14 protein-coding genes are annotated in these 20,786 nt (G+C 64.0%); 10 read left to right on the forward strand and 4 right to left on the reverse strand.

The features are described from left to right. The first annotated feature begins 855 nt into the window (after positions 1-855). Positions 856-1,044 carry a hypothetical protein gene (locus tag IIB36_02620; protein MCH7530638.1) on the forward strand — a complete coding sequence of 63 codons (189 nt, stop codon included), beginning with the start codon at positions 856-858 and terminating at the stop codon, positions 1,042-1,044. Further along, the gene (locus IIB36_02625; protein MCH7530639.1) at positions 1,044-1,448 is read left to right on the forward strand and encodes a HEPN domain-containing protein; all 405 of its coding nucleotides are present in this window, start codon (positions 1,044-1,046) and stop codon (positions 1,446-1,448) included. The genes IIB36_02620 and IIB36_02625 overlap by 1 nt, the downstream gene beginning before the upstream one ends. Positions 1,449-1,466: 18 nt before the next feature. On the opposite strand, the gene IIB36_02630 is transcribed toward IIB36_02625, so the two are convergent. Further along, entirely contained in the window at positions 1,467-1,865 is a 399-nt protein-coding gene (locus IIB36_02630) for a type II toxin-antitoxin system VapC family toxin (protein MCH7530640.1), read from the reverse strand. Next, positions 1,862-2,107, reverse strand: a complete 246-nt coding sequence (locus IIB36_02635; GenBank protein MCH7530641.1) for a hypothetical protein — start codon at positions 2,105-2,107, stop codon at positions 1,862-1,864. The genes IIB36_02630 and IIB36_02635 overlap by 4 nt, the downstream gene beginning before the upstream one ends. Positions 2,108-2,300: 193 nt before the next feature. Here IIB36_02635 and IIB36_02640 point away from each other — a divergent pair, with 193 nt between their 5' ends. From IIB36_02640 to IIB36_02675, 8 genes are all read left to right on the forward strand, one after another. After that, on the forward strand, positions 2,301-4,244 hold the full coding sequence (locus IIB36_02640; GenBank protein ID MCH7530642.1) for a thiamine pyrophosphate-binding protein: 1,944 nt from the start codon (positions 2,301-2,303) through the stop codon (positions 4,242-4,244). A 70-nt stretch (positions 4,245-4,314) separates the two neighbouring features. Continuing rightward, the gene (locus tag IIB36_02645; GenBank protein MCH7530643.1) at positions 4,315-4,773 is read left to right on the forward strand and encodes a hypothetical protein; all 459 of its coding nucleotides are present in this window, start codon (positions 4,315-4,317) and stop codon (positions 4,771-4,773) included. Between the two features lie 42 nt (positions 4,774-4,815). Further along, positions 4,816-5,232: a c-type cytochrome gene (locus IIB36_02650; GenBank protein MCH7530644.1), complete on the forward strand. Its 417-nt coding sequence runs from the start codon at positions 4,816-4,818 to the stop codon at positions 5,230-5,232. An 18-nt stretch (positions 5,233-5,250) separates the two neighbouring features. Next, a complete protein-coding gene (locus IIB36_02655) occupies positions 5,251-7,314 on the forward strand; it encodes a pyrroloquinoline quinone-dependent dehydrogenase (GenBank protein ID MCH7530645.1) in 2,064 nt (687 codons plus the stop codon). A 296-nt stretch (positions 7,315-7,610) separates the two neighbouring features. Then, the gene (locus tag IIB36_02660; GenBank protein MCH7530646.1) at positions 7,611-11,618 is read left to right on the forward strand and encodes an AAA family ATPase; all 4,008 of its coding nucleotides are present in this window, start codon (positions 7,611-7,613) and stop codon (positions 11,616-11,618) included. Positions 11,619-11,894: 276 nt separating this feature from the next. Beyond that, positions 11,895-12,995: a hypothetical protein gene (locus IIB36_02665; protein MCH7530647.1), complete on the forward strand. Its 1,101-nt coding sequence runs from the start codon at positions 11,895-11,897 to the stop codon at positions 12,993-12,995. A gap of 415 nt (positions 12,996-13,410) precedes the next feature. Next, on the forward strand, positions 13,411-14,217 hold the full coding sequence (locus IIB36_02670; GenBank protein ID MCH7530648.1) for a GLPGLI family protein: 807 nt from the start codon (positions 13,411-13,413) through the stop codon (positions 14,215-14,217). Beyond that, positions 14,214-17,123, forward strand: a complete 2,910-nt coding sequence (locus IIB36_02675; protein ID MCH7530649.1) for a TonB-dependent receptor — start codon at positions 14,214-14,216, stop codon at positions 17,121-17,123. Before IIB36_02670 ends, IIB36_02675 begins: the two co-directional genes overlap by 4 nt. Positions 17,124-17,168: 45 nt before the next feature. On the opposite strand, the gene IIB36_02680 is transcribed toward IIB36_02675, so the two are convergent. After that, entirely contained in the window at positions 17,169-18,020 is an 852-nt protein-coding gene (locus IIB36_02680; protein MCH7530650.1) for a DUF4249 family protein, read from the reverse strand. 11 nt (positions 18,021-18,031) lie between these two features. After that, complete coding sequence (locus IIB36_02685; GenBank protein ID MCH7530651.1) at positions 18,032-20,488, reverse strand: TonB-dependent receptor; 2,457 nt, start codon at positions 20,486-20,488, stop codon at positions 18,032-18,034. Between the last annotated feature and the right edge of the window lie 298 nt (positions 20,489-20,786).

The following is a 20,786-nucleotide window of genomic DNA, read 5'->3' on the forward strand; positions in this document are numbered from 1 at the left end:
GGTGGGAGAATTGCACGCGCGACGAAGGAGGTTGGCTCAACTCCACAAGCTCCGCCCAAGCCGAGTCACCTGGCGCAAGTTGGTCCGTTTCTTCAGAGCACCGAATTGCCATGGCGGCGAGCGAGTATTCATTCTTGAGTTTCTCACACAACGAGAACGGCAAGGAGAGAGGTGCCGATGTCGGATTGACCGCGACACTTCTGACTCGGAGCCCTTCACCCGGAAGTCTTTCATTCGAATAGGTGTAAGACACCCACCCGTCCACCGAGCGGAGCCAGCTGCGCTGGCCACTCGCTGGTGATACGATGGCGGCCGCCACCACCCCGGTCACTACCAAAGACCTGAGCAGACGGACGAGGCGTGGCGAGTCGATTCGTGTCATTATCCGAACGTTATTGGGGTTCCACTCAACTATTGATCATGCCGCGAGGCCGGCTCGTCGCTGAATACGCGCGACGAGGCCGCTTCACGACTCTGTCGCAAGGGACCTGCAGTGTGCCTTGTCTCGCGGCCACGGTTCTACAGCCACGACCTGCCCGACTTCAGGAATGCCCTGTAACGGCTGACTCCCGAACTATAGTCGCGAACACCCGATACCGCGTCGCTCCTTCCGCCTGTCGAACACCAGGGATTCCTTCGATCACTTGATGCCCAGAACAGTGCGCGACCGGCACCAGCCACGCCGCGATCATCACCAACGTCGCCAGCGCCCAACCAAACTCTCGGTGTGCTGTCAGGGACCGTACTCAGCGAGTATGTCCCCGAATTGCTCGCCGCATGGGAGGGCGGTTAGGCACTGCCTCACCTTCCTCTCCGAGGGTGCACTGGGGATCCCACCCCCTGGAGCCGCATTTCGTGCACGTGCCGGACGACGACGGCCGGATCACCGGCGTGTGGGCCGAGGTCGCCACGGAAGGCATCGTCCTCTTCGAGCGGGAATTCGAGCTCTCTCGCCTGCTCGCTCGGATCCGACGACGGATTCTGGATCAGCACCTTGTGCGCCGCCGGGCACAGGGCCAACCATACTGGGTGGAGGCCCGCTGATGCGAAATCCTGATCTCGCGCGTGACTACCTACGCCGCTCCTCGGTACGGCTCCGCTCCCTCGACGTCCTCTTCGACGGCGAGAGCTGGGCGGACGTCGTCCGGGAGTCCCAGGCGATCGTCGAGTTGACGCTCAAGGCGTTGCTGCGGGTCTCGGGGATCGACCCGCCGAGGATTCATGACGTCTCGGGGGTCCTCCTCGCCGAGCGCGACCACTTACCCCTGGAGATCCAGGCGGACCTCGAAGCACTGGCGGGCATCTCCCGACAGCTCCGGCGCGACCGAGAGCTGGCGTTCTGCGGCGCCGAGGACCTCACGCCGTCCGGGTTCTATTCCCGAGACGATGCGGAAGAAGCTCGTACCGGAGCCCGCAGGGTCGTCGAGGTCGTTCGGCCACACGTCTGATCCTCGCGGCGGCCAACCCTACCCGTCGAGGATGACTGAACCGACCCTCCCGATGTTCCGGAAGTGGCCGCGGTACGTGAGGACGAGGGCCCCGAAGCGCGCCGCCGTGGCGGCGATCCAGATGTCATTCGTGGGAATCGGCGTGCCTGCTCGGCGTAGATCGACCACGATCTCGGCGTAGTGGCGGCTGACGTCCCCGTCGACAGGAAGCTCTTCAACCACGGGGTTCGCGAGGAACTCTCTGAGGCTCGACTCGTTCTCCTCGGCCTGACTACCGAGAAGAAAGCCGGTGCGCAACTCGCCGAGCGTCATGACCGGCACGCCGAGCCACTCGGCACGGTCCAGGATCTCGATGACCCGGTCGTCCCCTCTTTGGAAGTGACTGTAAGCGGACGTGTCGAGACAGTAGCGGCTCATCTCCAGAGCTCGGGATCGACTTCCTCGAAGGAGGCGACGGCACGCTGGAACTCTCGGAATTCGTCCTCGCTCCACCTCCCCGCGACGCGCGCCAAGCCATTGGAGCGGGGCTCTCCCACACCGAGTCCCTGGCTCAATAGCTCGATCACGGTTTGGTTGAGGGACTCGCCCCTGCGGCGCTTCTCGCGCTTCAACGCCTCCGCGACGTCGGGCGGCAGGTTTCTGATGGTGAGGTGTTTCACGACTCCTCCAAGGTGCGTTCATATAGTTCATTCTATGAACGCGCATCAGAGCTGTCAACTAGCTGCCTCACCGCAGGACTACTCGACGCCCCACGTCGCCGTCGCCAATGTCATTGTGGGCCCTGGGCGCGATGCGCCTCGGCCATTGACGTGCTTGGGGCGGACAGGTAGCGTCGCCGACGGAGGACAGTCCATGCGCAAGACCACCAAGAAATCGTCAGCGGCTCCGGCTCACCCCTCACGCCGCGCCTTCGTGAAGAGTGCCGTGCTCGGGGCGGGGGCCACCGCCGCGCTGGGCACCACCGGCGTCGGGATTGGCGCCCAGGAGACCGACGCGGAGCCGATTACCATTCCCCCCGAGTTCGAGGCGGCCAAGAAGGCCAGCTTGCCGAACATCGACTTCCCGATGACCGGCGCGCAAGTGTTTGCTCGCGCGTGCCACGAGGAGGGGGTCAAGGCGCTTTTTTGCTGCCCCGGCAACTACCCTGTGGTCCATGCGATTGCCGACACGGGCATACCGACGTACGGCGGGCGCCATGAGGGAGCGATGTGCCATGCCGCCGACGCGTTTTGCCGGGCGACGGGCGAGGTCGCGGCCACCTCGGGGACCGAGGGGCCCGGGTTCACCAACATGATCTGCGCGATCGCCACCGCCAACGCGGCTCGGTCGCCCATCCTCGTGCTCGCCAGCAACAAGTCGGTGTTCGCGGAGGACTCGGAGCAGGGTATCCAGGACGCCTACCAGCAGCCCACCACCGAGGGCCTGCGTAAGTACGGCAAGCGGATGATTACGCCCGCTCGGGTCTGGGAATACGCGGGCTATGCGTTTCGGCAGCTCAAGAGCGGCGTGCCGAAGCCGGTCCACCTCGATTTCCCGTCGGAGGTGGCGCGCGCCAGGTTCGACGACGCCAGCGAGCTGGAGTATTTCTTCGAGAATACCAAGTATCGAACGGAGACGAAGCCGCATCCGGATCCCGCAGCGATCGATGCGGCGGCGGAAATGCTGCGGTCGGCCGAGCGGCCGATGATCGTGTCGAGCAACGGTGTCTTCTACGGTCGGGCGTGGGACGCGCTGCGCGAGCTCGCCGAGAAGGCTCACATTCCGGTCGTCGAGTCTGGAGCGACCAAGGGCCAGTTCCCGGCCGATCACGAGCTGTCCGCGTGTGCGGCTCCGGGGGCTCTCAGGAGCGCAGACGTCGTCTTGCTGGTCGGGCAGTACTGCATGCCGACGCTGGGAGAGTTCGCGTTCGGTCCCGATACCCGATACATCCGGATCGATCCGGCGGCCGAGGACATCGGGCGCAATCTTCCCATCGACCTCGGGATCGTGAGTGACGAGAAGGCTGCCCTCGAGGCGTTGACGGCGGCGGTGCCGCGACAGCGTCGGGCCGAGTGGGTGGGAGAGATCGCCGCCGCGCGCCAGGCATTCGAGACGGAGAACGAGGAGTACTACCAGACCGGGCTGGGCTACACCGATGCGGTGCACCCCGCCGTGATCGGCAAGGAGTTGGCCGACTTCATCCACCGTGGCGACCTGCCGAAGGATCGCACGACCATCATGCAGGGCGGCTATGGCATCGCCCGCTACACGCGTCGCTACCTGCGCGCCTATCGGCCGGGACAGATCATCAACGGAGCGTATCAGTACGGTGCGATCGGGCCCGATGTCGGCTACGCCGTCGGCGTGGCCGCCGCGGTGCGCGATGGAGTCGGCGCGCAGGCTGGTTATGAGGGGCATCCCGTGATCGCCATCACAGGCGATGCCGGGTTCGGCTTCACCGGCATGGAGGTGGAGACCCTGTCGAAGCATCGGCTGCCGGTGGTCATCATCGTGTACAACAACAACGCCTGGGGGACGTGGCAGGGTCAACAGAACAACCAGATCGGGCTACCGGTCCATCTGTTCCAGGAGAACGTCCGTTACGACAAGATGGCAGAGGCGTTGGGCGGTCACGGCGAGTATGTGACCACCCCGGGGGAGTTCACGCCGGCGCTCGAGCGCGCCTATCAAGTAGCCCGAGACGAGAGTCGGCCGGCCGTGATCAACGTCCAGGCGCGGAAGGAATTCTGGCTGCGCTCGCAGCCGCCCGGCTTCCTCGGCAAGATCGAACCGGGCGTCATGTCCTACTACCACTAGCGGCGTCGTTCGTAAGAGCGTGGGCGCACGAGATCGAGGCGAGGCGCCGCGGTTGGCAGCGGGAGGCGGTGTGAGCGCGGTCCGTCGATGCCTGAAAGCGTACGCCGATCGCGGTGTCTTTCGCGGATATACGGAACGGCCGGGCCGGTTGGGGCGCATCGTGTTTCGGTTTTCCTGGCTGGCGCGGCATCCGTACGACCTCCAGTACGAGCCCCGAACGGGCACCTTCGTCTTCCTCAACGCGTTGCCCAACGTGGCCGCGCGGACGCCGCTCGCACGGGCGCTCAAGACGTTCGTCAAGGACCGCTCGGCCGACTCGCTGCCCGAGCATCGACGTATCGACCCGGCCCGCGCCAGCGTGTCGGCCTTTGTGCGGCGCGGCGAGATGCGGTTACAGGTGGTCGCCCGGCGCGGGCATCACGCCTACGCGGCGAATCGCGTGGTGAACTTAATGCACGAGGTCTACCTGCACCTTCACAGCTACTACCCGGAGTACCTCTGGGAGAACTACGATGTGTCGCAGGACTGAAACCGGCCAGGAGTCCCGTGGCCGTCCACAGCGGGGACTTGCATGAACGTAGTGAGGCTCGTCTGCCTGATCCTGGTGGCCGTCGGGGTACCCGGAGTGTGTGGTGCGCAGGAACACCCGGCGGAACCCCATAAGCATCCGGCCGGGCAGGCGCTGATCAATCCGGTCGATGCCATACGCGCATCGGTCACCACTGGGCGCCAACTTTACGTCTTCGACTGCCGTCAGTGCCACGGCAACACGGGAAAGGGTGACGGTGACATGTCACACGCCGGTGGCGTGCCCTCCGACTTCACCGACGCGGTGTGGCAGCATGGCGAAACCGACGGTGAGATCTTCCTGGTCATCAAGGACGGCGTGTCGGCTGACATGCAGGGCTACGACGACCAGATCCCCGAAGAGGACATCTGGCACCTCGTCAACTACATCAAGAGCCTGGCGCCGCCGAGGGAGCACTAGCCGCCGAGGGAGCACTAGATGAAGAACAGTTGGGTATTCCGTCGCGCAGTGGCGGCGGGTTTGGCGGCGCTCGTGTGCGTTGCTGCGCCCGCCACGGCGCAATACGGCACGCGCGGCGGAGAATGGCGCAGCTACGGAGGTGACGTGGGCGGCACCAAGTACTCGCCGTTGGACCAGATCGATGCCGACAATTTCAGCCGCCTCGAGCAGGCTTGGAGTTGGACGACAGTCGACGCCATGCTGAGTACCGAACTGGCGGGCGGCGAGTGGACCTCCAGTTCCGTGAACATCTTCGATGCTCTTCAGGAACAGACGCCGGATTTGTGGCGGAGCGACGCGCACCCACTCATCGTGAACCTGAAAGCGACGCCCTTGATGGTGGGAGGCAGGCTCTTCTTCAACACGCCGCTGTCGATCGGCGTGTCCCTGGATGCGAAGACGGGCGAACCACTGTGGGTCTACAATCCGAAGAGCTACGAAGACGGCACTACGTCGATGACGGTGATCTATAATCAGCGCGGCGTGGCCTATTGGACGGACGGGGCGGACGATGAACGGGTCTACTGGGGAACCGGCAACGGCTACCTCCTGTGCGTCGACGCGAAGACGGGACGGCCTTGCGCAGACTTCGGCGAGAACGGGCGTGTGGACCTGACGGAGACGCTTCCCCGGGCGCCGCGCGGAGAGAGAGACTACCTGAACGCCCTGCTCTATTCAGTGCAGTCGGCTCCGTTGGTGATTCGGAACGTGGTCGTCACACCCGTGTCCATCGCCGACCGCAGGATCACCAAGGAAGCGGTCCCGGGCTGGATACGCGGCTGGGACGTTCGCACGGGCGAGGAGCTTTGGTCGTTCCACACCGTCCCGCAGGCGGGCGAGCTCGGGGTCGACACTTGGGAGGACGGTTCGTGGGAGTATTCCGGCAATACGAACGTTTGGAGCACCTACGCCGGTGACGAGGAACTCGGGCTCCTCTACGCCCCGACAGGCACCGCGACGAATGACTTCTATGGAGGTCACCGCCTCGGGTCGAATCTGTTTTCGGAGTCGCTGATCGCGATCGACGTCGAGACGGGCCAACGCGTCTGGCATTTCCAAGCGGTCCATCACGGTCTGTGGGACTACGACTTCCCGACGCACCCGAACCTCATCGACCTGAACGTCGGCGGCAGGGAGATCAAGGCGATCGCCCAAATATCGAAGCAGGGCTTCACCTACGTCTTCGACAGACTGACAGGCGAGCCCGTTTGGCCCATCGAGGAACGACGCGTCGATACCGAGACCAACGTGCCCGGCGAGGTGGTCTGGCCGACGCAACCCTTCCCGACGAAACCGGCGCCCTTCGAGTATCAGGGTGTGTCGATCGATGATTTGATCGATTTCACGCCGGAGCTTCGCCAGATGGCCATCGAAGCGATCCAGCCCTTTCGGTGGGGCCCCCTCTTCGAGCCGATTTCGCTGCACGAGGAGGGCGGGACCCAAGGCACGATCCTACGGCCCGGGACGGGTGGAGGCGCCAACTGGTCCGGCTCGGCTGTGGACCCCGAGACGGGCATCCTGTATGTGCCGTCGCGCTCGACGTTCCAGATGATCCACCTGTACGAGCCGCAGGAGGTCTTCGGCGACGAAGCGAGCGCCCGGTATACTCACGGCGGCCCAGGCAGTGGGCCCCGCATGCCCAACGGCCTGCCGCTGTTCAAGCCGCCGTACTCGAGGATCACCGCGATCGACCTCAATACGGGCGACCATCTCTGGATGCAGCCGAACGGCAATGGAGACGACGTCCGCAATCACGAAGCGCTCAGGGACCTGGATCTTCCTCCCCTCGGAGATAGAGTCGCGCGCGCCGGCGGACCGGTGCTCACGAAGACGCTGCTCATCATGGGGATGGAGACCGGAGGCACCGACGATGGGCCCCAGTTGGTCGCGCGCAACAAGATGACCGGTGAGATCGTCGGCGCCATCGACGTGCCGGCGCCCGTTCTCGGCACGCCGATGACCTACATGGTCGACGACGAGCAGTACATCGCGTTCACAGTGAGAGCGAGTCCGCCCAGGCTGCTTGCGTTTAAATTGCGCTAGATGGCGAACAGGGGATCCTGTGCCCTAACTCCTGACCCCTACGTCATCGCACGGTTCTCGACCCACTCGTACGGAGCCGCTGCGCTCGTCGCGTTGCTCGCCACACTGGGTCCGGTGAGGCGAGTGCGATCGATGTGTGATCGGTGGTTGATAAAATTACACAGTGCGGATGTCGGTCGCCGTCGCGCATAAACTCGCGTACCTTCCCCAATGGCTTCGTTGAGGTCACCGTCCGACAGCTGCGGCGCACACCCCATTCCTTAGCGGGCCGATTTCGCAGTCCCGTCTTGGTGCATATGGACGAATCGGTAACCGAGAGGTTTCGGGTAGGCCTCGCCGCAACTCCGGCGGACCCACGTTTCTGGTGCCAGACACTCGGGCGCTTCGCGCTATACAGGGATCGCGACGATTCCGCGGCTGTGATGCAGGCTGGCAAGCCGCTCGCGCTACTCGCCTACGTGGCGCTCTCTCCGAGCGGTCGAGCAGAGCGCGACCACGTCGCGGAGCTTCTCTGGCCGGGTAGCTCGTCGCGCGACGCCCGTCATGCGCTGAGCCAGTCGCTCTACCGGCTACGCACGGCCACGGGCGACGTTGACCTCGTTCGCCTCGACGGCCCGACTCTGGAATTCACGAACTGCGCCCGACTCGACTGCGTGGAAGGCGAGGCCGCCGCCGCGTCCGATGACCTCACCTCAGCGTACGACCTCCTGCTGGGCGCGTTTCTCGAAGGCTTTTCGATTCCCGACGCCCGCGAGTTCGACGAGTGGGTCGAGGCCCGTCGCGCCCGATACCTGACGACCTGGTCGTCCGTCGCGCAGCGCCTCGCGGAGCGACACATCGCGGCCGGAGAACCGAGCCGCGCCGTCGAGATCGCAGACGTTCTTGCGAGTCGTCGGCCCTTCGACGATGAGCCGGTCCGCCTGGTGATGTCTGCGCTCAGCGCGCGAGGGCGGCACGCGATGGCTGTCGCACGTTATGCCGCCTACGTCCAAGTACTTCGGGGTCAGGAAGACCAGCCAGGCGACGGGCTGCGGCGGTATTCGGAAGAGCTCGAGCAGTTCGTCCTTTCGCGGGCTCTCGACGTCGGAGCGGAGCTCCCCTTCGTGGGTCGGGAGGAGCCGTGGTCCCAATTGGAGGCGGCGTGGGAATCCGCTCAGAACGCCAGGCCAGGCGCGGTCCTTGTCGAAGGGGCGGCAGGTCTCGGCAAGACTCGTATCGTTGCCGAGCTATCGGCCCGCGTGGAGGCCGGAGGAGGTCTCACCCTCGCCGCGAAATGCTACGAACCGGAGGGGGCCGTCCCCTACGGTGCCATCGCCGGTGCGCTCGCGGCTGCCGTACAGCACCCTGGCCTCGACGATCTAGACCGTACGTGGCTTGCCGAAGCCGCACGGGTGCTCCCCGAGCTGCACGAGCGATTCCCGGATCTGCCCCGCCTCGCCAGCAGGGACAGTCCAGTTGCTGCAAAGCAGCGTCTCCACCGGGCGCTCGCTCGCTACCTGGAGGCGATCTGCATGCGGTCGCCTGTGCTCTTGGTCATCGACGACGTCCACTGGGCGGACCCGTCCAGCCTCGAAGTCCTGCACCTCCTCCGGAGTCAGCTGGAAGATGCTCGCCTGCTCCTGGTAGCTTCCTACCGGCCGGTCGAGCTTAGTCCGGCTGCGAGGAGCTTCGTCCGCTCACTCGCCGAGTCCCGCTTGGCTCACCTTATCGTCCTCGAGCCTCTGACCTCCGAGGCGGTGAAAGACCTGCTCAATGAGCTGGGCAGCTTCGACGACGTGCAGACCGGTCAGGCGGTCACCCCGCACTTGCATCGACACAGCGGAGGGAATCCGCTTTTTCTATCGGAGCTGCTCGATGCCCTCGACCGGGACAGAGTCCTGTTCGTGCGTGAGGGCCGCTGGACGTGGGGACGTGATCGCGAGATCGGGGCTTTGCCGAACACGCTCGGGAAGCTCCTCGCAGATCGGATCGAACGCCTCACACCCTGGATGCGGGCGTGCGTGGAGGTCCTGGCCGTCGCGGCCGAAGAAGTGACGGTCGAGGTCTTGGCTTGTGCCGTTGATATCTCCGAGCCTCGAGCCGGACTGGCGCTTTCGGTGCTGGAGGAGGAACGCCTCGTCCGGCGGACCCGTGTCGGCAGCTATGATCTCATGCACGACGAGCTGCGTCGCCACGTCTACCAGGGCATTCCCGATGAGCGGCGACGGGCACTCCACGAGGCGGTCGGTCTTGCCCTCGAGGATTTGGGTGTGGCGAAACGCCCTGGTGGACCCGCACGGCTCGTGCATCACTTCGATCAGGCCGGTGATCCGGATCGTGCTCGTCGGTACGCACTGCAGGCCGCCGGTGACGCGAGTGCGTTAGCCGCGCCCGCGTCGTTGCGGTCTCACTTGGATCTTGCGGCCGCGCACGCACCGCGGGTTCTTCCGCCCGGTGAGACGCCACGTTGGATGATGCCCTTTCTGGGCTCGGGGCGATCCGCGTTCCGCGGCAGGCTCACGGTGGGGGTGGTGGGCGCGGCGTCTTTGGCCTTCGGCCTGCTGGCAGGCGCCTACTTGCGGCCGATCATTGGCGGGCCCGACGAGGACTACCGTCAGGGCGTGATCTACCTGGGCACGTCGACGATTGCGGGACCGACCCACGAAATCGTGTGGGCCTCACGTCTCGGGGAACCTGGGTCGCTGTCCATCATCGAGGCGCCCCCGGCCGGCTTCGGACCTCGCATAGTGCAGCAATGGGTGACCGAGCGAGGTGAGACACACGCGAAGCTGTTCCGCATCGAGGGAGCGGACACCATTCAGATATCCTACGGATCCAGTGACGATTACGCGGGGGCCGGGTCCTGGTCCCCGGATGGCGCACTCCTCGCCGTCCACCGGGGGTGGAGGGCCGGCCCCGAACAATACAAGTCCAATATATTCCTCCTCGACTCCTTGGGTCGCGACATCCGACAGTTGACGCACACCGAGTATCAGGATCACGAGGCTATTTGGTCGCCTTTGGGGACCCATCTGCTGGTCTTCAGGGACTCCTTGGGGCACCGCAGCCTTTGGCTACATGAGGTGGGTGGGGAGGAGCGCGTGGACCTCACGAGCCGATTCGGCTTGCCGGATATTGTTGCAAGCGCCGGACTGTCGGCTCAGGGCGACCACGTGGCTGCGATCTCACCGGACGACGGGTCCGCACAATCGGCGTTGTACATCATGGATCTGCAGAACGATGAGCTGCGGACGGTCCGTCTGCTCGAACGGAGTGCAAACGCGGAGTTGCTCTGGTCCCCCGATGACCGATGGATCGCGTTCGTCGCGCCCCGGGACGATAGCTGGACGCTCCAGATCATCTCGGCAGATGGTACCAGCGGGCCGTTCGTGGCGGTGCAACTCCCGCAGCAATTCACGGCAACCCGGTGGACCGGCGACGAACCTAGGTACGTCGCGCGGGTTTCGATCGACTCCGAGATCGTTTCGCTCACCTCCGGACACGGAACGCAGTTACAAGCCACAGCGCGTGCACCGTCTGGAGACGTTCTTTCGACAAACCTGAGGTGGACGGTCGTCGACACGTCGGTGGCCCGGGTCGATGGAGCTGGGTTCGTGCGCGGCCGGGCGTCGGGGACGACCCGCGTCTTGGTGAGTGCCGGAGGTTTTCGGGCGGACACAGTGGCGGTTATCGTGGCTTTTGCCCCGGTGGACACCCTCTTCCAGGAAGACTGGAGTCACGGGCTGGACTTGGCGCGATGGCGTCCGATCGGGTACCCACGCCCCGAGGTTGTTGACCGAGGCGTGCCGGACGGACAGGCGGCCTTCGCGAATCGCGGCGACTACAACCACCACAGCGGCGCTGCTTCGTTGGACCGTTTCGCAGCTGGTCAGTCAGGATTCACCGTCGAAGCTGAGGGCTGGGTGCGCTTTACCGGGGCTCCGTTCCAAGACTGGGCGCTCGGCCTAATAAGCTCCGCGGCGCCCATTGACGACGAACTGTTCGGGAGGGGGACGATAGCGTTGGGGTTGAGTGGGCCGAGCCCTGTGTTTGCCGATGCGCAGTGGGGCGGATGCGTCTCGGGACCAGAGCTAAGGACCGGGAGACTCGAGCTCCAGGCGATCCACGAACGTTGGTTTCAGGCCGCAATCGTCGTACGCCCCGACGGGATCGCGGAATGTTACCTCGACGGGGTCCTTCACGGCACCGGGCAGATACCTGAAGCGTCGCGGACTCAACCCTTCTCGGTCCTCCTCTCCGGTCGATCCAGCGGTACGGACATCTACCACGGGCGCGTGACTGTCACACGAGGGCTCAGATACTGACGCCATGGCAGCGATGCGTGGCGCTACGACGGTCGGTCTCTAGGCGCGGCTCTTTTTCGTGCATGTGATCGATGTGTGATCGCGCCTTGATACCATAGTGTCTACCAAACGCGAGCACCGAGGCGTTCGTCCAAGGAAATACTCACACGGTGAGCTACTGACGACGTCGCCTACTGCTGGGGCACCGACCATCACGGTGAACCGCGACGGCTGACGGTGGCGTTAACGCACAATCCACGGGGGGCAGGTGAGTCCCCGCGAAGCGGGAGGAATAGGATGAAACTCTGGCAGGCGATCCTCGTCACCGGTTCGGTCTTGTGTCTCTCAGCTTGCAGCGAGGGCCCGCTCAGTCCTGACGGCCTTGCTCCTGCCTTCGCGAAAGGGGGAAAGCCCGGACCGCCGGGAGGGGACCCGGATCTGAGCGTGACCGCGACGGATCTCGGCTCACTGAGCGGGAATAGCTGGGCTACCGACATCAATGACGCGGGTGAAATCGTCGGACGGAGCGACTCATCCTCGGGTAGACGTGCCGTCTTCTGGGGCCCAGACAATCGCGAGAGCCCGGTGGACCTAAATACGCTCGTAACGGAGGAGAATCTGAGGTGGGCCACCGCCATCAACGATCTGGGGGCGGTGGTCGGGTTACAGGGAGGCGGCTCCTTCCTGCTCACCTTCGTGCCCAATGACGCGGAGGTCACTCACCTCGACGATGAGACCGCCCGGGCCCAGGATATCAACGATGACGGCACGGTCGTAGGGTACAGGGTCCAAAGCACGGGTCCCGTAGGATTCATCTGGGACGGGACGTTTCACGACCTTAAGGGAGGGACCTTAGCGTTCGGCATCAACTCGGACGGACACGTCGTTGGGAGGGCCAGGGACGATGCTTCGGGAGAGGTCCACGCCGCGATCTGGCTCGACCCCCTCAATTCATTTGCGGACCCCATCCTGCTCGGCGGTGGGCCTGTGTACGACTGGAGCTACGCATACGGTGTGAGCGATCGGGTGGACGATATCGTGTATGTTGCTGGGCAACAGGGAAACGACTCGGGGGACTACCGGGCGACACTATGGACCGTGCACCTGTCAAGTAACTCGGTCATCGTCGACGTCGACGACCTCGACCCGTCGTCATACGCCTTCGACGTGAACAGCGAGGGTGAGGTCGTGGGTCAGATCGGCCAGAAGCCGCGAGCCCACGTGTGGCGAGTGTCCGATGGACTCGTGCCCGTTGAACTTGGAGCCCTCACTGGGCGCGGGACGAGCAGCGCAAGCGCGATCAACAACGCGGGCCTGATCGTAGGATGGAGCAAAGTCTCTACCAAGGGGAAGGACAAGGGGCTCGAGCATGCTGTCCTTTGGGAGTTATCGTCCTAAGGCGTGGCAAGGTCCCCCAGGCGGTGGATGGTTCTCGATGTAGGCCAACTTCGTGAGGGCGAAGGAGGCCTTCACGGAGCGCCAAGAGCTAGTGCACGCCCCCACCGCCCCGGGGCGGCGGGGCGTTCTTAGTAGGCGTCGGCATTGTTCGGCACGACCGTGAGCTGGCGCTTGTAGGCGACACCGGCGTCGAGGTGGCGATCGACTGCTGTCAGGCTGAGCCCCCGCTCGAAGGGGCTCGCTCCCACGCCCGCCACCATCGGGTCTCCACCGAGGAAGGAGCGCGCATACGAGTCGCTAGGGTCACCTCGTCACGCTAAGCAGACTACGGCCGACCAACGCCAACGGCACTTAACGAAACTGCGGCTCGCGGGGTCTTTGTCTTGGTAGAGAGAGACCACCGTCGAGGGCCGCCATGCTTCTAGGGATGACACTAGGACTTCTCGCGCTTCTCCCGTCCGCGCTGTCGGCGCAGGAGGGCAGCATCGCGTTCACGCATTCGGTTCGTGTCGAATTCGAGATGTCGGAAGAGATGCGTGCCCGCTTCGAAGCACGTGGTGGAAACAGGGGTGGAGGCCGTGGGGCGATGCCGACGGAACGTGTGAGTCAGTTCGTCTTGTTGTTCAACAGTACCGAGTCTCTGATGAAGCCGGTTCCACGGGTGGCCCCAGAGGGCGGCCGAGGCCGGGGCGGCTTCGATGGACGTGGGGGCGGCGCCGGAGGTGGGGGCTTCGCGCGTCGGGCTCGGATGGGCTCTGCGTCTCGGAACGCCCAGGAGACGTTGGTCGAGGCCTACACTCGGTACGACGAAGGCACGATCGTGGAGGCCCGGCAGCTGTTGGGGCGCTCCTTCATTATCGCCGACGAACGTCCGACCTACTCATGGAAGCTGACCAGCGAACAGGCTGAGTTCCTCGGGTACGTCGTGCAGAAGGCGACGGCTGTGCAGGACAGCTCCGTGATCGAAGCCTGGTTTACTCCGCAGATCCCGGTCCAGGGTGGGCCCGCGACATTCGGCGGGTTGCCCGGGATGATTCTCGTCGTTTCGATCGACGACGGACAGGTGCAATACACAGCCACAGGGGTCTCGATGAGTCCGATCGCCGAAGGAGTCATCGTGAGGCCTACCGAGGGCGATGGAGTGACGAGAGAGGAATACGAGGAGATTGTGGCCGAGAAGCTCGAGGAGCTGCGGGCCACACAGCGGAGAATCCGAGAATGAATCTCCTCCGATGCGTGCCGGCCTTGGGTCGAGCTTCTTCCGTGCCGGGACGCGGCCTCGTCGCCGTAGCGACGGTCGGCCTCCTTTTCATGGTGGCGCCGTCTGCTGGGGCCCAGGAGACGTACGACGTCCGGGGTATCGTGGCCGACTCGACAGGTGGAGGAATCGATGGCGCGATGGTCGTGGCGCTGGCCCTCCCCGACTCCTTGCTGATCAAGTTCTCACTGAGCAACGGGAACGGCTCATTCACGTTGAGCCGGGTGCCCGCCGGAGAGTACCTCCTCCAGATCACGATGGTCGGTCATCAAACGGTGCGTCGAGCATTTTCCATCACCACGGCGGACGTCGACGCGGGGACGATCAAGTTGGAGGTGTTGGCCGTCGAGATGGATGCGCTCGTGGTCAGCGTGGACCACGTCCCGTTCGTGAACCGACGTGACACACTCGACTACAACGCGCGGGCCTTCGTGACGCGCCCGAACGCCACGGTCGAAGAGCTGCTCGCTCGGCTGCCGGGGATCGAGGTGGATCCCGACGGGACCATCCGGGCGCAGGGCGAGGAGGTCCGGAACGTCCTGGTCGATGGGAAGGAGTTTTTCGGTAGTGACCCGACGATCGCGACGAGAAACCTCCCTGCAGATGCCATCGAGCGCATTCAGGTCTATGACAAACAGTCCGACATGGCCGAGTTCACCGGCATCGCCGACGGCCAGGAGGAGCGAACGATCAACCTCCAGCTCCGCGAGGATGCCCGGAGAGGTTACTTCGGCCAGGCTGTTGGCGGGCTCGGGGGCGGACTCGAGCCGGCCGCGGTGATCGAAGCCCAACCTGACGGCCGCACCCGGTACAACGAATCGCTCAACATCAATCGTTTTTCGCCGACCACACAGCTCGCGCTGCTCGGGAACGCGAACAACGTGAACGAGGCGGGCTTCGCATGGGGCAACTTCGTGAACTTCAGCGGTGGCGCTCAGGGATTGGCCCGCGGGGGTAACCGTGGCGGCGGCGGCGGTCGTGGTGGCGCAGGCGACCGTGATGGCGGAGGCCAGGGCGGTATTCAACTCGGGGGAGGAAGAAACGACGGCTTTACCGAGACGATGTCCTTGGGTCTGAACGCGAACCACGACTTCTCCGACGACCGCTGGATTCGCAGCAGCTACTTCTACACTGGGCTGGACAATGTCCAGCGGCAGACGACACAGCAGCAACAGCTCTTGGGGTCCAACGCGGCGGCCCTCCAGAACGCGGCGGCGGATCAGGTCACCGCCAACACGACGCACCGCGTCAACTTGAACGCGCAGTATGCGTTCTCGGACGGGCATGACCTCAGGCTCCGCGGGAATCTGAATGTCGGGTCGTCGTCCATGACGAGCCTCCAGTCCAGCGAGACGACGACTCTCGACGGCCGGGTCCAGAACACCGGACTCAGCAACAACGTGGTCGAGGGCAACGATCTCGGCGGATCCGCGCGCCTGACCTGGCGAAAGCGGCTGGCGGAGAACGGCAGATCGCTCGTGGCCGAGGCGACTACGAGCATCCAGGAGCCGGAGCTGTACGGGGATCTGGAAACCACGACGGGTATCGCCAACAGGGACGGCGATCTCATCATGCAGGATTTGATCCAGCAGCAGTCGCGAACCGGTCGGACTCTGTCTCTCTCCCAGCGGCTCTCGCTCACGCAGCCGGTGGGGGAACGGGGAATCTTCGAGGTGTTCGGCGAGCGCCGAGCAGTGAATGAGGACCAGAACAACTCCGTCTTCGACATCGGGACCGGGACACCCGTCTTCAACGACCTCCTGAGCTCCGGCTTCGAGCGCACGTACAGCTACCTGCGCGGCGGCTTCCGCTTCAACCGAAACACCGCAGACACGCGCTTCGTGGTTGGCCTGCAGGTGCAGGCGTCGAAGCTGGACGGCACGATCCTCGATCGCGACGAGCATATCGAGAACGGGTACACACACGTCCTGCCCTCCGCGAACTTCCGGATCCAGCTCAACGACGCCAAGACACTGAACTTCCGGTATACGACGTCGACGCGGGAGCCGTCGATGACGGAGCTGCAGCCGTTCGCCGACAATACGAACCCGATCCGCACCTATGTCGGGAATCCCAACCTGACGCCGGAGTACTCTCACTCGTTCAATGCCGACTATCGGTTCTTCGATCAGTTCTCGTTCGTGAACCTGTTCACGTATTTGCGGTTCTCGTACACCAGCGACGACATCGTCCAGTCGAGGGTGATCGACGAACAGGCGCTCCAGACCGTCATGCCTGTCAACATCGACCACAGCTGGTCGACGAACGGCGGAGTGACCTACGGGCGACCGATCCGTTCCGTCGGTGCGCGGATCAATCTGAATTACACGTTCAACTACACGCGTGGTGTGGAGATCCTGAACGGGTTGGAGAACAACAGCACGGTGTTGAGAAACACGATCGACGCCAGCATCGACAATCGGAACAAGGACCTCTTCGACGTGCGTGCGGGTGCGCGCTTCTCCTTCAACGATGTCGAGAACTCCCTCAACCAGGAGCTCAACCAGGGCTACCTGGACAAGACCTTCTACGGGAACGGGATGCTCCACTACGGGGCCGGATGGACCTTCTCGGCGACCCTCAACTACCGGCTCTACGACGAGGATGTCTTCGGAGCGGGCGACCGGAACGTCGCGATGCTTCAGGCTTCGATTTCGAAACTCGCGATGGACAACCGCGTGGAGTTGGAGTTGGTCGGATTCGACATTCTCGACCAGAACAAGGGCGTGGCGTACACCACCGGAACGAGCTTCATCCAGGAGCGGCGCACCGAGTCCCTCGGCCGGTACGTGATGCTGAAAGTCATGTACCGCCTCGGGTCACGCGGCGTGGGTGCGGCGCGGGGCGGGGGAGGCGGTCGCCGGCGGTAGCTTAGGCGACCGCCGGCGGAACCGTCGTCCCACCCGGTCACCGAATCAATGCACCCGGAAGAACGCGCTGTCCGCGCTGAACGCGGAGAACACCCCGAGCGCGCCGTGGATGTTGGACGGCGGCTCGTTGAGATCGCGTGAGTCCTGCTCTAGGCCTTCGTACAGGTCGGCGTACTCGTCGTTCACGCGGTACAGCTTCAGCCGGTGCTGCCCGTAGTGGGTCAGCGTGAGTATGCGCACGACCGAGCTGTCCGCCGCCGTAGGCTGCTGCACGATGCGCGCAGCGAACCTCGAGAAGATCTCAGTCGTCGGAAGGATCTCAGGGTTCAACTCGAGGTTGTCGATCACCACGAAGTGGAGCTGGCGGTTCGCATTGCTCCACCTTGCCGTGATGCCGGCTTGTAAGCCGGCACCGCCTCCGCGGCCTCCGCGGCCCCCGCCGAAGGTCGGAGCCTCCAAGCTGTCTGCGGACAGCACAAGCCCCACCGGGGGTAGGGGGACGACGGTCTCGGCCGTGGCCATCTTCCCGTTGACGACGGCTTCGAGTTGGAATACGTCCCCGACCCCGATGAGCAGGTCGCTGCCCGGATAGCTGTAGCGTCCGGGCTCTCCGGGTGTCGCCACGAGCTCGAAGCGAACACCGTCACGAACGAGCGTGATCGTTGCGTCGGAAATGACGGGAGCCACTTCAGTCGAATCGGCATCGATCGGTAGCACGCCCGTAACCGTGGCGTCGGTAACCGGCTCGTCGGCGAAAAGGAACAGCTGGACCACGAAGATGTCCGGGTCCGGTGCGATGAACTCCAGGTCCGACTCGCACGCGGCCAGCGTCATGGAGAGTAGCGATAGCGTTAGCAGCGGCAGCGCCGTGGGACGCCCCTTGATGCAGTCGTACATGGTCATCCTCCTCAGCGCATGCCGACACGGAGCCCGATGCTCGGCGTGAAGCCGAGCGTCGTGATGTCCGTGACGAGCATGGGGACTTCCGAAAGATCGAATTGGCGGTACCAAATGTTGTTTCGCCCGTAAGCGTTGAAGAGCGAAACGTTCAACTCGTAGAAGAGGGTCGCGGTCTCGAAGCGGCGCGTCGCGGCGACATCGAGCCGATGGTACGCGGGGAGCCGCTGACCGTTCTTCTCACCGACGTGGATATAGGTGAACGTGCGACCGTCGAGCAGATGGATCGGATACTGCGCCTCGGGAATCGTGTAGGGCTTCCCGGAACCGTATACCCACGTGCTCGACAGCGTGAACGGACCCGCCTGGTACATGGCCACGGTCTTGAACTCGTGTAGCTGATCGTGGCTGGCCGGGAAGGGGTTCCCGTCGTTGAAGTCGGCGAGCTCATACTCGACCTCGGCGAGCGTATACCCGACCCATCCGGTCAGCCTGCCGCGCTTCTTCTGCACGAGGACTTCGACGCCCCGAGCCTGGCCGATACCGGAAAAGAACAGATCGTCGAGTGCTTGGTTGGGAGTCCGGCGGAGCCGGGTGGAGAACTGAGAGACGCCGTCCAGATCCTTTTGGTACGCCTCTACATCGAAGAGCCAGTCGTCGGTGTCGTAGCTGGCTCCCACGATCCGGTGTTCGGCGTACGATGGATCCAGGTCGTCACCCGCGAGAACCCAGAAGTCGCGACTGCCCTCGAGCACGTCCTCGTTCTCGACACGCTTCACGAACTGGTGGTACTGACCCCAAGCGCCCTTGAGACGCACGCGGTTGCTGACCTTGAACTGGACGGACGCACGCGGTTCCCAATACAGGTCGTCCGTCTGGTCATATGCTGAGGCCCTTAGACCCACCGTGACATCGAAGCGATCGGACGGAAGCCAACGGTGCTGTGCATATGCAGAGTTGAGTGTCCCGGTCCCGCCCAGGTTCAGCCCGCCGCGTACCGAGTCACCCTGGAGCTGCTGGAACTCATACAGCACTTCTGTGCTCGTCGTCTGCAATCCGAATTCCAGGTCCGACGCCTGGGACAGACGCCACGAATTGTCGAGCCTCGCGGTGAAGTCGGTGACCCGGTTGTCCTCCCGGAACCCGCGCGCGAACCGCGTCGAGGCGACGTCGAGCGATGCCTCGCTGAAGTACTTCGAGTACGCCACCAGCGCGTCGCTCGTGAAGCGGCTGTTCCACGCTCGCGACCAACGCCCACTCGCACCGCGGTTCCCCCAATTCGAGACATCGACCCGGTCGGGGGTGGTACGAGTCTGTCCGTTTTGGCCGGTGATCTCCTGTCCCAGCGAAGACTCGTCGAGCTTGTCCTCACCGGCGTATACGGACAATGCTAGCACGTCGCGGTCCGTGGGCGTGAACGTCAGCTTCGAGTTCACATCGTAGAAGAAGAAGTCCGGCTGGATGGACTGCTGCTGGAAGTTGCCGAAGCCTCCACCCCGGCCACCACCACGACCACCCCCGGGACCTGCGGGAGCCGCGTCTTCTTCCGCGGCGCCTTCGAGCGTGTTGAAGATGCTGTTGTACAGGCCAGTCCGAATCACGTCGGTGTAGGAGCGTCGAGCCGACACCAGCCACGAGCCTTTTCCACCGAGCGGTACCTCGGTCAGCACCCGGCCGCTGAGCATGTTCATGCCGCCCGACATGTTGAAGTTCTGGTTGTCGCCCGACTTCCCGATCATCTCGACGACACTCGAAGTGCGGCCCCCGTATTTAGCGGGGAAGCCGCCCTTGTAGAGACGGATGTCTTTGATGGCGTCCGCATTAAACGCGCTGAAGACGCCGAAGAAGTGATCGACGTGGTACACCGTCATACCGTCGAGCAGGACGAGGTTCTCGTCCGGCGTACCACCCCGGATGAAGAGGCCCGAAGTCGCGTCGTTCGTGCCAGAGACGCCGGGTAGGAGCTGCAATGCCCGGAAGATGTCGGTCTCTCCGAGTGAAGGCAGTTTGACGAGATTCCTCGGTGACATCGTGATCGTGCTGATTTCCTCGGCTGCCTTCAGGATTTCCGTGCTCGTCTCCACGGTGACGCCCTCGAGCTCGATGACCTGCGGAGACATCAGAATCGTGACCGGCGCGGCTTCGGAACCGGTGATGGCCATCTCGAACACCGAGTAGCCGAGGAACTCGACCCGCATCGTGTGGTCGCCGAACGTCACGTTGACGAGCGTAAAGCGACCGAATTCGTCGGTCAGGGTCCGCAACGACTCTCCCACCAACGACACGACCGCGTTGGGCAGAGTCTCATTGTTGAGCGAGTCCCGAACGGTGCCGGTGATATCTCTCGACTGCGCTGCCGCCGGGCTCAAGCTTCCACTGAGGCACAACGCCGCGATCAAAACACTCAGATGAGTGCGCACGCGGAGCCGAGCCCGAGGAAGCGGTACGTTCGCACCACTCCTCATCATCTTCTCCCCCCTCTTTTCAGCTCTCGGTTGGGGTCGACGGTCATCGACCCATACTCTCACGCACCTCACCGGATGCCACGCCCGACTGGATTCTTTCAGCGCGGCGGGGACCATTGTCCCACTGATCTTCTGTTAGGACGTTTTCGATCTGCTCCATTGCACGCACGATCGCTGGCCGCCCTTCCTGAAGCCTTGGTTGCAGCGTTCGCAGCGTATCCATCGCGTGGTAGCATGGGCGTCCTCGAAGTGGTCCCTCACCACATACTCGGAGTCGTGACCCGCGCGATCCGTTAAGCGC

The sequence above is a fragment of the Gemmatimonadota bacterium genome (assembly GCA_022560615.1).
Classification (GTDB): domain Bacteria; phylum Gemmatimonadota; class Gemmatimonadetes; order Longimicrobiales; family Gaopeijiaceae; genus UBA1138.